Here is a 12,653-nt window from a genome sequence, read left to right as displayed (position 1 = left end):
CTGGATTGCACAAAAGATCGAGCAGACCCTCCCGGGGCCTGTCCCTTCTCTCAGCTGCCACCCGCGCGGGGCGGCGACCTCATGCAGTCTCTGGCATCAAAACTCCATGGCCCGAACGCCGGGCCCATGCCCCATCGTGCCGCAACCCGTCTCACCGCGCAAGCCCGCGATGAGCGGCCGCGCCGCAGGAAAGGCCCCGAAGAGCGGCCCGCCTACTTGGCGAAACCCAGCTCCATCTCGGCCCGCCACAGCCGCTCCTCGGCGCTGGCATCGGCCATCCGCAGCGCCTCCAGCACCTTCTCGTGCCCCTTGGCCTGCTCGAACCGCGCGCCCCAGCGCTTGTCGAGATGGATGAACTCCCAGATCTGGTCGAGCGTCATGCAGCCAAAGCTCTCGGCCCGGTCGTAGGCATCCGCAACCCGCGCGGCGCGCTCCTCCGGGGTCCGGCCCGGCATGTCGGCGGCCAGCTCGTTGATCGCCCGCCGCCGCAGGCCGCGCCCGTGATGGCCCGCCAGCTCGTCATATTGCGCCGCCGACAGACGCAGCCGGCCAAAGCCCGGCGGGGCGTTGTGGCTGGGGTTGGTGGTGTGGGTCACCTCGCCGCCCGGCGGCTGCATCGCCACCGAGAGCGCCGCGCCAAAGAGCTGCCCCCGCTGCGCCTCGTCCAGCACCGGGATCAGCAGCGACATCACGTTGGGGTCGCCATGCCGGAACAGCACCGTCTCCCAGCCCGCGCTCCGGTCCACCGCGCCCACCTGGCGGCGCCCGATGATCGGCTCGGCGCGGTTGGCCGGGATCTCCACCAGGTTCAACCGCCGCAGATGGGCAAAGATGTTGTCCGCCGTCTTCACCCCCTGGTCCGGCCAGTCCCACCAGACCACGGCGGGAACGCCCGCGCAGACATCCGTCACCTGCTCCACCGCAAAGAGGTTCGGACAGGCCACCAGATGCGGCCCCCGGCCCAGCGCGGGCAGGTCGATCTCGTCGGTGAACAGCGGCAGCGCCTCCAGGCCCACATCCCGGATCCGGCCCGGCAGGTCGTCAAAATGCGCCCCGTCGATGACGGCGAAGATCCGGCCCTGCAAGCGCCGCAACAGGCTGCCCAGGTGGTCCTTGGGTGCGTTGTCACTCATCGGGGGGCCTCCGCGCTACCGTTGCGGCACATGCCTAGCACCGCTTGCCGGAGGGCGGAAGGGCCGCGGCCCTCAGGCCGAGGCCGCCGCGCCCGGCAGCAGCTCGCCGATCTTCACCGACCGCGCCCAGAACCGCCACAAAAGCAGCACCCCCGCCGTCGCCAGCCCCATGGCGAGGCCGAACCACACGCCCATCCCGCCGTAGCCCGCCGGAAAGCCCAGCGCCCAGGCCAGCGGTGCGCCGACGCCCCAGTAGGAAACGGCGGCGATCCACATCGGCACCCGCATGTCCTGCACGCCGCGCAGCAGGCCCATCGCCGTCACCTGCGCCCCGTCGAAAAGCTGGAACAGCGCCGCCATGGCCAAGAGCCCCACGCCGGTGGCCAATATCGCGTCCCGCGCCGGTTCCGCCGGGTCCACGAAGAGCCCGATCAGGAAGGCCGGGAAGGCCAGGTAGGCCGCCAGCGTCACCACCGCCCAGGCGATGCTGAGCGCGATCGACACCTGCGCGCCGCGCCGCAGCCCCGGCTCGTCCATCCGGCCAAAGGCCTTGCCCGCGCGGATGGTGGCCGCGTTGGAAAGGCCGAGATGCACCATGAAGGTCGCACTGGCGATCTGGATCGCGATGCCATGGGCGGCGAGCGCGATGGTGCCGATCCAGCCCATCAGGAGCGAGGAAAAGGCGAAGAGCCCGACCTCTGCGAGGAGCGTCAGGCCAATCGGCCAGCCCAGCGCAAAGACCTGCCGCAGCGCACCCGCATCGCCCCGCCAGAGCCGGTGAAAGATGCCATGCTCGGGAAAGATCCGCACCGCGTAAAGCGCCAGCAGCACCGCCGAGAGCAGGTGGCCGGCAAGCGAGGCCCAGGCCGCACCGATCAGCCCCAGCTCCGGCGCGCCCAGCTTGCCGAAGATCAGCACCCAGTTGAGGAACACGTTCACCACTGCCGCCACGATCGCGATCCAGAGCAGCACGCTGGTGCGCTCCAGCGCCGAGAGGTAGCTCTTCAGCACCATGGTGACGAGCGCGGGCAGCAGCGCCACGCCGGCGATGTGCAGGTAGCCCTCCGCCATGGCCGCCAGCTCCGGGTCCTGCCCCAGCGCCACCAGGATCGGGCCGGAAAACCAGAAGGCCGGCTGGAATGCCGCCCAGGCCAGCGCCGAGAGCCAGAAGCCCATCCGCGTCACCCGGCGCAGCCGCTGCACGCCCTCCTCTCCGCGCTCGCTCGCCTCCGCGACGAGCGGCAGCACCGCCTGGCTGAAGCCGATGGAGAAGATGAAGGCCACGATCCAGAAGGTGCCGGCCAGCACCATGGCGGCAAGGCCGGGGATCGAGTACCAGCCCATCATCAGCGTGTCGGTGATCTGGATCGCCATCTGCGCCAGATGCCCGCCGACGAGCGGCAGCCCGAGGAGCAGAATCGCCTTCGCGTGCCCCGCATATGTCATCTGATCGCGCATGGCCCCTGCTAGGGCTTTGCCGCTGCCGGGGCAAGACCCATGCTGACAGCAGCGATCTCCTGCGCAGGCCGCGCGGCAGGGCTCACGGCCCGGCCCGCGGCGGGCGGGCCAGGGCCTCGTGCCGCATCAGGGCCCTAGCGGCCCTTCTTCTCGCCCAGCGTGATCGGTTTCACCGCGCCCGAGTTGGCCGTGGCCAGCACCTTGGGCTTTTCCTGCTTGGGCTTCTTCGCTTCCTTGTTGCCGCGCTTGTTGTTGCCTTTTCCCATCACGTCCTCGCTCGATGCAAAACCGCTCCGGCGACATGCCGGGCGGGGGCGTTGCTCAGAAAAATCAGGGTTGCCTGGATCGCGCCAGGGCGATGACTTCGATGAGTCGCACGCGGCACCCCCCTGGGGCGCATCGCGCTCCCGCAGCCTAGGCCTGCGCCCGCGCGGCTGCAAGGGGCTTGCACGCCCCCACGCAGGGCCCTGGCCCTCCGCTAAAGCGCCCGCATCAGCAATTGCCCGGCCACCAGCACCACCACGGCCCCCGCCGCCAACTCCAGCACCGGCCCGGCGATCCTGAGCGCCGCCCCGCGGCCCTCCAGCGCCGACCAGGTGCCCTCGCGCAGCGTCACCGCCATGACCGCCACGGCGATCGTCACCAGCGCCGTGCCCAGCCCCATGGCAAAGGCCCCCGCCACACCGGCCCCGGCCAGCCCGAGCCGCCAGGTGATGACAAGCAGAAACAGCGCGCCCGTGCAGGGCCGGATCGCGATGCCCGCGATCAGAATGGCCATGTCCCGCAGGCTGCCCGCGCTCTCGACCTGCTCAAGCGTCGGCCCGTGGGCATGGCCGCAGGTCTCGCAGACGGCGCCCCCGTGGTCGTGCCCGTGGTCGTGCCCTTGGTCGTGCCCGTGGTCGTGTTCGTGTTCGGGGTCGTGCCCATGGTCATGCACGTGCCCGTGCCCGTGCCCATGTTGGGCGTGTCCGTGGTCATGGCCCTGCCCGCCGTCCTTCGCCCGCCGCAGCAAGCTGCGTAGCCCGCGCCACACCAGCCAGGCCCCGATCAGCGCAATCGCCCCGTAACTCGCGGGCGCCAGCACCTCCTCGGTCAGCCCCTCCACCCGGTCGCCGCCCCAGCCCAGCAGGGCAATCGCGCCATAGACCAGCAGCACCGCGCCGCCCGCCTGCGCCAGCGACGACAGCAGCGCCAGGACCGAAAGCTTCACCAGCGGCACCCGCCGCCCCAGCCCGTAGCCGCCGATCAGCACCTTGCCATGGCCGGGCCCCGCGGCATGCACCACCCCATAGGCAAAGCAGAGCCCGATCAGCCCCCAGATCGCCGCCGGCTGGCCGGCCTTCAAGGCCCGGATCGCGCCCGCCATGCTGCCTTGAAATTCCTTCTGCGCAGCCGCCCCCCAGCGCCCCAGCGCCTCCACCGCGCCGCTCGCCCAGAGCCCTGCCAGCGCAAGCGCCAGCAGCGCGGCCGCAATCACGAGCCCGCGTCGCACGCCACCCGGACTTCCTGTGCAAACATGTCGCCCACGGGCGGAAACTCCGCCTCGTCGAACCCCTGGGCCTGGGCATCGCCCATCAGCTCCTCCAGCGCGACCTGAAGCTGCTCCGCGGCGGCGTCGTAATCGGGCACCCAAAGCTCCGCCCGGCACCCCTCCCGGCCCGTCAGGGCGGTCTCCGAAACGATCTCGTAGGCCGAGTAGTAGCTCGGATCATAGGGCGAAAGCACGACCACCTTCCTCGGGTCCACCGGCTCCGCCAGCCGCCGCAGGTGGCTCGAAGACACCTTGCCTTCGGCGTAGCCCGCGCTCACCTCCTCCGGTGCCCCGAGCGCCACGCGCACCCCGTCGACCGTCAGGTAGGTGTCTCCCTCGAACGCCTCCGGCCAAGTCATGTCGAAGCCCTGGAGCGCGGCCAGTTCCTCCGGCGTCGCCTCGCCGTCGAAGTCGGGATCCACCCCGCGCTCCTCGGCCACGTAGAGCGACGTCAGCTCGTCATAGCGCCAGTTCACCCGCACCGCCTCGATCAGACCGGCATCGTTGAAGATCACCTCGAAGCCGGTCTCGACAAAGACATGCGGATGCGCGCCGGCCACGCCGGGGGCCGCCAGGATCAGGGCTGCAAACCAGTTTCTCATGGCGGCGACCCTACAGCGGCCCCCGAGCCGCCTCAAGCGGTCGCGGGGGCCCCTCGGCAAGATGTGACCGGCCCCGCCGCCTCAGCTGGCCTCGCCGCTCCGCCGCAGGTCGGGATGCAGCGCCGCACCCAGGATGTGATCGGCCCCGTGCACCACGTGCGAGCCCGCGCTCACCAGCTTCGCATCCGGCCCCTTCACCACCGATCGGTCGCGCCCCGGGTACTCGAGGCTCGCCAGGAAATGCCGCATGCAGGCCAGCCGCGCCCGCTTCTTGTCGGCGCTCTTGACGATGGTCCAGGGTGCATCCGCCGTGTCGGTGTAAAAGAACATCGCCTCCTTCGCCTCGGTGTAATCGTCCCACATGTCGAGGCTGGCCTTGTCGATCGGGCTGAGCTTCCACCGCTTCAGCGGGTCGGTCTCGCGGGCCGCAAATCGCAGCCGCTGTTCGTCCTGGGTGACCGAGAACCAGTATTTGAACAGCCGGATCCCGGATCGCACCAGCATCCGCTCCAGCTCCGGCGTCTGGCGCATGAATTCGAGGTAGTCGTTGGGCGAGCAGAAGCCCATCACCCGCTCCACACCTGCCCGGTTGTACCAGGAGCGGTCGTAGAACACCATTTCACCGGCCGTCGGCAGGTGCTCGATGTAGCGCTGAAAGAACCACTCGCCCTTTTCCTTCACCGACGGCTTGTTCAGCGCCACCACCCGCGCCTCGCGCGGGTTCAGATGCTCCATGAACCGCTTGATCGTCCCGCCCTTGCCGGCCGCATCGCGCCCCTCGAAGAGCACAACGATCTTCTGGCCGGTCTCGGCCACCCACTTCTGCACCTTCAGCAGTTCGGCCTGCAACTGGGCCTTCTGCCGCTCGTAGCTCCGGCGGGAGAGCCGCTTCTCGTAGGGGTAGTCCCCCCGTTCGAAGGCCGCGCGCAAGCTGTCGGGCGCCGGGGTCGGCAGCGGCCCCGGCTCGGGCACGGCAGCTGCCGCGGTCTTCGTGTCAATGATCGTCGTTTCGGCAGCGGTGTCCTTGGCCATCGGCAGTCTCCTTCACTATCCCCGGCTCCTCCCCTGACACGTTTCACGCCCCGCCGCCTTGATCGCGCTCAAACCTCGGCTTTTCAGCAGATACGCCTCTCTGCCTGTCGCGCCCAAGCCTCAGGCGCGCGCCCTCTCCCGTCAGGCCACCACCGGACCGCTTGAAATTTTGCCCAACAGAATGTAGATTGAAATGCACACTCAGGAGCGCACCCCGATGAACCGCATCTTCGCCAGCCAGACCTGCACCATGACCGAACTGCGCGAGCCGCAGAAGGTGCTCGACCGCGCCAATGGCAAGCCCGTCGCCATCATGAAGAACTCCCGCGTGGTGGGCTACCTGGTCCCCGAATCCGCCACCCCCGAGGAAGAGCCCCGCGTGGCGACGAGGGAGGAGGTCCTGGAGTCGCTCGAGCGCCGCCGCTCGGTCAACCAGCCCGTCCTGGACTACCTGAAAGACAAATGACCTACCTGCTCCTCGACGCGGAGCTTGTCGAGGCCATCCACGACAAGGTTCTCAACCCCGGCGAACTCACCGGCCGCGCCCTCGACAAGTCGCTCGATGGCGCGCTCGCCCGTGTCGACAACCGCCTATATTATGGCATGATCGAAGATGTCTTCGACCTTGCCGCCGCCTACGCCCAGGCCATCGCCTGCGGTCATTGCTTCAACGACGCCAACAAGCGCACGGCGCACCAGTCAATGGACGTCTGCCTCGATCTCATCGGCGTGCAGATCACATGGAGCACCGAGGAAGCCGGCGACAAGATCATCGCCCTCGCCCAGCGCAAGCTCGACGACATCGACCTCGCCCGATGGCTGCGCGCGAAGGCCCGCGCATGAAAACCCCACGGCGGCACCTCTCCTGCCCGCGAAGACGCCTCAAGAGGCGGATGTGCGCGCTCGCCGGGCTCCTCACCCTCGCCGCCACCCCGGCCCTCGCCGCGCCCTACGCCTGCACCGTCGCGGCCTTCACCACCTTCGATACCGACGACACCGCCTTCATCGCGGCCAACCACCGCAAGACCTACGACCTCGCCATCTCCGGCGACACCATCACCCTCGCCATGCACTCTCCCGATTTCGAGCCCTACACCGCCACCTACATAGTCGCCCGCCGCGAGATGCTCTCCACCATCGCCCAGCGCCGCGACCGCGAGAGCGTCGATCTCCTCGTCCTTCCGCCCCGCCCGGCGGAGCGGATCGCCGAGGATGGAGGTTTCACCACCACCCTGACGGTCGCAGGCAGCCACTACGCCAACAGCTGGCTCCTGGCCTGCACCGCCCGGTAGGCTGGGCAATCGGCCCACCGCGCCGCCCTGCCCTGCCCCCGGAGACATGCAGGGAGAGCGGGCGGGAGCGCCCTCCATGCGCTTCCCCTGCCCGTCCTCCTCCGCTACACTCCGGCCCAACCAAAAGCCCGAAAAAGAGCAGCACCACATGGCCGACGACCTCCTCAGCGCACGCGAGACCTCCACCTACGACGCCGCATCCATCCAGGTGCTCGAAGACATGGAGCACGTCCGCCTGCGCCCCGGCATGTACATCGGCGGCAAGGACGACCGCGCCCTGCACCACATGGTCGCCGAGATCATCGACAACTCGATGGACGAGGCGGTGGCCGGCCATGCCACCTGGATCGAGGTCGAGCTGCACGCCAACGGCCATGTCACGGTCAACGACAATGGCCGCGGCATCCCGATCGGCGCCCACCCCAAGGATCCGTCCAAATCCGCGCTCGAGATCATCTTCTGCACCCTCAACGCGGGCGGCAAGTTCTCGGGCGACAACTACGAAACCTCCGGCGGCCTGCACGGCGTGGGCTCCTCCGTGGTCAACGCGCTTTCCGACCACCTCCGTGTGGAAGTCGCGCAAAACCGCGAGCTCTACGCCATGGAGTTCTCCCGCGGCGTGCCCCAGACCAAGCTGGAGAAGATCGGCGCCGCCCCCAACCGGCGCGGCACCTCCGTCACCTTCCACCCCGACCCCGAGATCTTCGGCTCCCTCAAGCTCAAGCCCCATCGCCTCTTCAAGATGGCCCGCTCCAAGGCCTATCTCTTCTCGGGCGTCGAGATCCGCTGGAAATCCGCCCTCCCCGACGGCGACACACCGATGGAGGCCAGGTTCCACTTCCCCGGCGGCCTGGCCGATTACCTCTCCGAGACGTTGGGCACCGCCTCCACCTACGCCGAGGCCCCCTTCGCCGGCACCGTCTCCTTCGAAAAGTTCAATGCGCCGGGCAAGGTCGAATGGGCGATCAACTGGACGCCAAGCCGCGACGGCTTCATCCAGTCCTACTGCAACACCGTGCCCACGCCGGAGGGCGGCACCCACGAGGCCGGGTTTTGGGCGGCGATCCTCAAGGGCATCAAGGCCTACGGCGAGCTGGTCTCCAACAAGAAGGCCGCCACCATCACCCGCGAAGACCTGGTCGCCGGCGCCGGTGCGCTGGTGAGCTGCTTCATCCGCGAGCCCGAGTTCGTCGGGCAAACCAAGGACCGGCTGGCCACCACCGAGGCCCAGCGGATGGTCGAGAACTCGGTGCGCGACCACTTCGACAACTGGCTGGCCTCCAACACCAAGTCCGCCGGGGCGATCCTCGACTTCCTCGTGCTGCGCGCCGAGGAGCGCCTCCGCCGCAGGCAAGAAAAGGAAACCGCCCGCAAGACCGCCACCAAGAAGCTCCGCCTGCCCGGCAAGCTGGTCGATTGCTCCGCCACCAACCGCGACGGCACCGAGCTTTTCATCGTCGAGGGCGACAGCGCGGGCGGCTCCGCCAAGATGGCCCGCAACCGGGTCAACCAGGCCCTCCTCCCCCTGCGCGGCAAAATCCTCAACGTGCTGGGCGCCGCCTCCTCCAAGCTCGGCTCCAACACCGAGATCTCCGACCTCTCCCAGGCCCTCGGCGTCAGCCTCGGGAGCAAGTTCAACATCGACGACCTGCGCTACGACAAGGTCATCATCATGACCGACGCCGACGTGGACGGCGCCCATATCGCCTCGCTCCTGATGACCTTCTTCTTCACCCAGATGCGCCCGATGATCGACGCCGGCCACCTCTACCTCGCCTGCCCGCCCCTCTTCCGCCTGACCCAGGGCGCGAAGCGCGTCTACTGCCTCGACGAGGCCGAACGCGACAAGTGGCTGGAGAAGGGCCTCGGCGGCAAGGGCAAGATCGACGTGTCCCGCTTCAAGGGCCTGGGCGAGATGGACGCCAAGGACCTGAAAGAGACGACGATGGACCCGAAATCCCGCCAGCTGATCCGCGTGACGATTGACGAGGACGATCCTGGGGAGACTGGGGATTTGGTTGAGCGGCTGATGGGGAAGAAGCCGGAACTGCGGTTCCAGTATATTCAGGAGAATGCGAGGTTTGTTGAGGAGTTGGATGTTTGAGAAACCCAAAACATCCCTGCGTATCTCTTAGACGCCTTCGATTACATGAAATGCACTCTACCCTGCGGATTATGTTTCCGACCGTTGAGTCATGGGCTGCTGCATACAAACGAATTGGCGAGCTGGAAAGTGAATCGATACCCCGCCTCGCAAAGCAAGCTTCCTCGGCACTCTTAATATTCCTTCTACTCTCGACATTTGGAACAGAGTCTAGAGTGAGCGTTACAATTGGTGGCGTTACCGCCTCAATCTCTACGGCATTCGTGACCCTGTATGGAAGTATCGCACTTTTCTTCATCGCGATGGCTCTCCAACACCATGCGATCATTGTTGCAATGAAGTCTAGGCTTGGCACCCGAATGTTGCTCCACGGGTTCTCAATTAATGCTTATGCCACAATTGAGAAAATTGATGGGATCTCTATGGCCGTGCCTTTGACCACAAATATGTTCTTTGAACAAAAGTTTCCGATTAGTCGAGTTCTTATTCTGCTGACCAGCGTTTGCCTCTCACTTCTTTTGGTTCCGCTGATTTCGTTCGGATACTATTTATTCATCCTTCAACTTGATATCGTCGCGAACGCGGGCATTGCCGCAATCTATCGGGTATCTGCTGCCGCTGGCGTATTCACAATAATCGCCACATTTCTCTATCTCCTGCTCTTTAATTTACCGATACCAGCGACCAAGAATACTCGCCATGTTCGATGGGGTTTCCTCTACAGAGCCAGCCTAATTTTCCCGCATCCTAACATTAAGAAGTGGTTAAGTGACGCGGAGAGCGATAGGTTTTTCAAGCAGAAGACAAAGCGCTAAGCGCAGAGCCACCCAGCGCCGACCCGCGGGGTGGCGCATCCCGACGCCCGTCTGTGCCACTTTATCCCTCAGCCTTGGCTCTCCCTCTCTACCGCGCGGCTCCCCATCCAAAGCGCCGCCCCGGGGGGCGGGTCGGCGCTGCCCGGCGCCTTACGGCGCGCACCGGGCGGCGACAGTCAAAGCCGTCATCCTCGGGCTCGACCCGAGGACCTCTTGCTACCCCCCCGGTGCCACCCCCCCAACGGAACCCCCGCCTCCCCTCCCCCGTTGACCCCCCATGTGGCAATGGCTCCAGCAGAACCAGCCGGCGATCCAGATCGTCGTCAGCCTCACCACCACCGTGGTGTGGATCGCCTACCTGCACATCTTCCTGGTCTCCTTTCGCCGTCAAACCCGCTCCGGCCTTCTGATCAACCGTGCCGGGCGCGACGGCCTGGAGGCACGCTGCATCGTCTCCAACCTCGGCTCCGAGCCCGCCTACCTGACGGATGTGCTCGCCGAGGTCGAGATCGGGGAGGACACGATCACCGCCAGCGTCGTCGACCGGCTCGAGATGTTCGGAGACGGCACCCGGTCCGAGACCGCCCAGGGCCCGATGGCCAGCGGCGCCCATGTCGATATCGGCAGCTTCGAGGACATCTTCGAGCGGGTCCACCAGCGCCACGGCGCGCAGGACATCGCGCGGAAGGTCGACCGCATCAAGCGCATCAAGCTGATCGCCGTCGCCGCCACCAGCCAGGCGCGCGACATCGTCGCCGCCTATCGCAATTTCGACATCACCGGCAGCGGCGAGCGGGCCGTGCTGCGTCCGGTCGAGGTGGAGGCGCCGCAGGTCCGCTCCTGGCGCCAGCGCCGCCGCCTCAAGCTCCTGCTCTCCGATATCCAGCGCGGCAAGACCATGGAGCGCTCCGCCTCCTCGCAGCTCTTCGACCGGGCCGGCCTGCCACGCATCACCTCGTGAAAAAGCCCCCCGCACTCTCGCGCAGGGGGCGGCACTCGTCTCAACGAGGTTCGGCTGGTGCGGGTCAGGTCCGCTCGTGCAGCCCGGCGCGCCAGTCGTCGACCTGGCGCTCGGCCTCGTCGCGGGCCCAGCCGTATTTCTGCTGAACCAGCCCGACGAGCTGCTCGCGCTCGCCCTTGGCCTCTTCCAGCTCGTTGTCGGTCAGTTCGCCCCACTTCTCGCGGGCCGAACCCTTCCACTCTTTCCAGTTGCCTTTGATGACATCCCAATTCATGGCAGATCCTCCTTTCAGGTTCTGCCCTCCCAACGCCACCCCACGGCCGGAAGTTCCTATAAACAAAGACACAGGCGCGTCTTCGCCACCGGGCTATTTCTGGAGCGTCACCAGATAGGCCACCAGGTCGGCGATCGCCCGCGAGGTCATGATCGGCTGGCCGGTCTCGGCCTTCAGCGCGGTGTCGTCGCCCTCGAAGAAGTCCCCGTAAACCGGCATCGGCGAGCCGTGGCTCACCAGCGGGTCGCGCCCGTCGATCCGCATCACCACCCGCTCCATCGGAAACACACCGCTGTTGTTCAGCGAGAGCTCCGTCAGGTCCACCGGCTGCAGCACCAGGGCGGGGGCCATCGGCCCCATGCCGTCGGCGTCGAGCCCGTGGCAGGTGGCACAGTGCCGCTCGTAGAGCACCCGGCCCTCGTGCACATCCTGCGCCGCCGCCGCACCCGCCATTGCCGCCGCCGCCGCGAGGCCTGCGATCCCTCCAAGAGCCGTCTTCATCCGCCTGTCTCCTCTTGCTGCCTGCGCCCAGTCTGCACCCAGTCTGCGCCCCAGCCCTTGCCCGCGCCTTGATCCGGGTCAAGCCGGCGCGGGCGCCGCACCCATGCCCCTCCGAGCGCAGACGCCTCCAGCCCCGAGGCATGCAGCGGGGGAGCGCCTCGATTTTTCGTGGGTAATCCGCCACTTGCCGCTCCCCGCAAAAAACCTAAACTCGCCGCGATGCGCCTGTTCCTCGTTCTCTGTCTCGCCCTGCTCGCCGCCTCCTGCGGCCGCCCGCTGACCGAAGCGGAGAAGGGGTTCTTGCAGGAGATTCATGGCGATACCGTCGATCTCGACCGCGCCCGCTTCACCACCTGGGGCACCGTCGGCGCAATCGAGCGCACCTATCTCGCGCGGCCCCGCACCACCTGCCGCGAGCTGATCCTGCCGCCCTCCACGAAAAGGAGCTTCAAGTCCCGCACCGCCGGTCTGGTGCTGTTCAACAAGCTCTTCCTCAATCCCGACTGGTACCTGGAGGATTATCTCGAGGGCTGGCCCGAGCAGATGAACCTCGGCGCCGCCATGTTCGTCGCCCACGAGATCACCCACATCTGGCAGTGGCAGAATCGCAGGATCACCGGCTATCACCCGCTCAAGGCCGCCGCCGAGCACAGGGGCAGCCTCGATCCCTATCTCTTCCATGCCGCGAGCAAACCCCGGTTTCTCGACTATCCCTACGAACAGCAGGCCAGCCTGGTGGAAGAGTTCGTCTGTTGCCGCGCGCTCGACCCCGAAGGCCCCCGCACCGCCCGCCTCCGCGCCCTGCTCTCCCAGGTCATGGACCCGGCCCCGCTCGAGCTCTCCCGCCCGGTCGGCGAGGTGGTGCTGCCCTGGGAGGGCGCCGACACCGCGGGGATCTGCTCCTGAGGCGCGGCAAGGCAGGCCTGCACGACCTGCGCCGCAATCCCTGC

15 protein-coding genes are annotated in these 12,653 nt (G+C 67.2%); 7 read left to right on the top strand and 8 right to left on the bottom strand.

From position 1 onward, the window contains the following. Window positions 1-212 precede the first annotated feature (212 nt). From BUR94_RS03115 to ppk2, 6 genes are all read right to left on the bottom strand, one after another. Window positions 213-1,133 carry a DUF4123 domain-containing protein gene (locus BUR94_RS03115; RefSeq protein WP_074254801.1) on the bottom strand — a complete coding sequence of 307 codons (921 nt, stop codon included), beginning with the start codon at window positions 1,131-1,133 and terminating at the stop codon, window positions 213-215. Window positions 1,134-1,205: 72 nt separating this feature from the next. Next, on the bottom strand, window positions 1,206-2,591 hold the full coding sequence (locus BUR94_RS03110; protein ID WP_074254800.1) for an MATE family efflux transporter: 1,386 nt from the start codon (window positions 2,589-2,591) through the stop codon (window positions 1,206-1,208). A 134-nt stretch (window positions 2,592-2,725) separates the two neighbouring features. After that, on the bottom strand, window positions 2,726-2,860 hold the full coding sequence (locus tag BUR94_RS21015; RefSeq protein WP_281249226.1) for a hypothetical protein: 135 nt from the start codon (window positions 2,858-2,860) through the stop codon (window positions 2,726-2,728). 209 nt (window positions 2,861-3,069) lie between these two features. Then, window positions 3,070-4,083, bottom strand: a complete 1,014-nt coding sequence (locus BUR94_RS03105) for a nickel/cobalt transporter (RefSeq protein WP_074254799.1) — start codon at window positions 4,081-4,083, stop codon at window positions 3,070-3,072. Then, window positions 4,065-4,724 (bottom strand): DUF1007 family protein, encoded by a 660-nt coding sequence (locus tag BUR94_RS03100; protein ID WP_074254798.1) that lies wholly within the window; start codon window positions 4,722-4,724, stop codon window positions 4,065-4,067. The genes BUR94_RS03105 and BUR94_RS03100 overlap by 19 nt, the downstream gene beginning before the upstream one ends. Window positions 4,725-4,805: 81 nt before the next feature. Continuing rightward, window positions 4,806-5,756, bottom strand: coding sequence for a polyphosphate kinase 2 (gene ppk2, locus BUR94_RS03095; protein ID WP_074254797.1), 951 nt, complete (start codon window positions 5,754-5,756; stop codon window positions 4,806-4,808). A gap of 217 nt (window positions 5,757-5,973) precedes the next feature. Between ppk2 and BUR94_RS03090 the strand changes: the two genes are divergently transcribed. The 6 genes from BUR94_RS03090 to BUR94_RS03070 all read left to right on the top strand — a co-directional run bounded on the left by BUR94_RS03090 (window position 5,974) and on the right by BUR94_RS03070 (window position 10,928). Next, the gene (locus tag BUR94_RS03090; RefSeq protein WP_074254796.1) at window positions 5,974-6,222 is read left to right on the top strand and encodes a type II toxin-antitoxin system Phd/YefM family antitoxin; all 249 of its coding nucleotides are present in this window, start codon (window positions 5,974-5,976) and stop codon (window positions 6,220-6,222) included. After that, window positions 6,219-6,599 (top strand): type II toxin-antitoxin system death-on-curing family toxin, encoded by a 381-nt coding sequence (locus BUR94_RS03085; protein ID WP_074254795.1) that lies wholly within the window; start codon window positions 6,219-6,221, stop codon window positions 6,597-6,599. Before BUR94_RS03090 ends, BUR94_RS03085 begins: the two co-directional genes overlap by 4 nt. 50 nt (window positions 6,600-6,649) lie before the next feature. Continuing rightward, on the top strand, window positions 6,650-7,048 hold the full coding sequence (locus BUR94_RS03080) for a hypothetical protein (RefSeq protein WP_074254794.1): 399 nt from the start codon (window positions 6,650-6,652) through the stop codon (window positions 7,046-7,048). 148 nt (window positions 7,049-7,196) lie between these two features. Then, window positions 7,197-9,152: a DNA topoisomerase IV subunit B gene (parE, locus tag BUR94_RS03075; protein ID WP_074254793.1), complete on the top strand. Its 1,956-nt coding sequence runs from the start codon at window positions 7,197-7,199 to the stop codon at window positions 9,150-9,152. Window positions 9,153-9,367: 215 nt separating this feature from the next. After that, window positions 9,368-9,967 (top strand): hypothetical protein, encoded by a 600-nt coding sequence (locus BUR94_RS20400; protein WP_139301208.1) that lies wholly within the window; start codon window positions 9,368-9,370, stop codon window positions 9,965-9,967. A gap of 277 nt (window positions 9,968-10,244) precedes the next feature. Beyond that, window positions 10,245-10,928 carry a hypothetical protein gene (locus tag BUR94_RS03070; RefSeq protein ID WP_074254792.1) on the top strand — a complete coding sequence of 228 codons (684 nt, stop codon included), beginning with the start codon at window positions 10,245-10,247 and terminating at the stop codon, window positions 10,926-10,928. A gap of 64 nt (window positions 10,929-10,992) precedes the next feature. Here BUR94_RS03070 and BUR94_RS03065 read toward each other — a convergent pair whose 3' ends face one another. Then, window positions 10,993-11,202, bottom strand: a complete 210-nt coding sequence (locus BUR94_RS03065) for a CsbD family protein (protein WP_074254791.1) — start codon at window positions 11,200-11,202, stop codon at window positions 10,993-10,995. Window positions 11,203-11,295: 93 nt separating this feature from the next. Then, entirely contained in the window at window positions 11,296-11,703 is a 408-nt protein-coding gene (locus BUR94_RS03060) for a c-type cytochrome (RefSeq protein ID WP_074254790.1), read from the bottom strand. A 219-nt stretch (window positions 11,704-11,922) separates the two neighbouring features. Here BUR94_RS03060 and BUR94_RS03055 point away from each other — a divergent pair, with 219 nt between their 5' ends. Next, a complete protein-coding gene (locus BUR94_RS03055; RefSeq protein WP_074254789.1) occupies window positions 11,923-12,609 on the top strand; it encodes a hypothetical protein in 687 nt (228 codons plus the stop codon). Window positions 12,610-12,653: the final 44 nt, after the last annotated feature.

Source organism: Vannielia litorea (assembly GCF_900142295.1).
GTDB classification, from domain to species: Bacteria; Pseudomonadota; Alphaproteobacteria; order Rhodobacterales; family Rhodobacteraceae; genus Vannielia; species Vannielia litorea.
This window is presented reverse-complemented; position numbering and strand designations above follow the sequence as displayed.

Excerpts from the sequence above, each read along its gene's own strand:
- BUR94_RS03115 (WP_074254801.1), bottom strand. The coding sequence starts at position 1,133 with ATGAGTGACAACGCACCCAAGGACCACCTGGGCAGCCTGTTGCGGCGC.
- BUR94_RS03110 (WP_074254800.1), bottom strand. The coding sequence starts at position 2,591 with ATGCGCGATCAGATGACATATGCGGGGCACGCGAAGGCGATTCTGCTC.
- BUR94_RS03100 (WP_074254798.1), bottom strand. The coding sequence starts at position 4,724 with ATGAGAAACTGGTTTGCAGCCCTGATCCTGGCGGCCCCCGGCGTGGCC.
- ppk2 (WP_074254797.1), bottom strand. The coding sequence starts at position 5,756 with ATGGCCAAGGACACCGCTGCCGAAACGACGATCATTGACACGAAGACC.
- BUR94_RS03090 (WP_074254796.1), top strand. The coding sequence starts at position 5,974 with ATGAACCGCATCTTCGCCAGCCAGACCTGCACCATGACCGAACTGCGC.
- BUR94_RS03085 (WP_074254795.1), top strand. The coding sequence starts at position 6,219 with ATGACCTACCTGCTCCTCGACGCGGAGCTTGTCGAGGCCATCCACGAC.
- BUR94_RS03080 (WP_074254794.1), top strand. The coding sequence starts at position 6,650 with ATGTGCGCGCTCGCCGGGCTCCTCACCCTCGCCGCCACCCCGGCCCTC.
- parE (WP_074254793.1), top strand. The coding sequence starts at position 7,197 with ATGGCCGACGACCTCCTCAGCGCACGCGAGACCTCCACCTACGACGCC.
- BUR94_RS03070 (WP_074254792.1), top strand. The coding sequence starts at position 10,245 with ATGTGGCAATGGCTCCAGCAGAACCAGCCGGCGATCCAGATCGTCGTC.
- BUR94_RS03065 (WP_074254791.1), bottom strand. The coding sequence starts at position 11,202 with ATGAATTGGGATGTCATCAAAGGCAACTGGAAAGAGTGGAAGGGTTCG.
- BUR94_RS03060 (WP_074254790.1), bottom strand. The coding sequence starts at position 11,703 with ATGAAGACGGCTCTTGGAGGGATCGCAGGCCTCGCGGCGGCGGCGGCA.
- BUR94_RS03055 (WP_074254789.1), top strand. The coding sequence starts at position 11,923 with ATGCGCCTGTTCCTCGTTCTCTGTCTCGCCCTGCTCGCCGCCTCCTGC.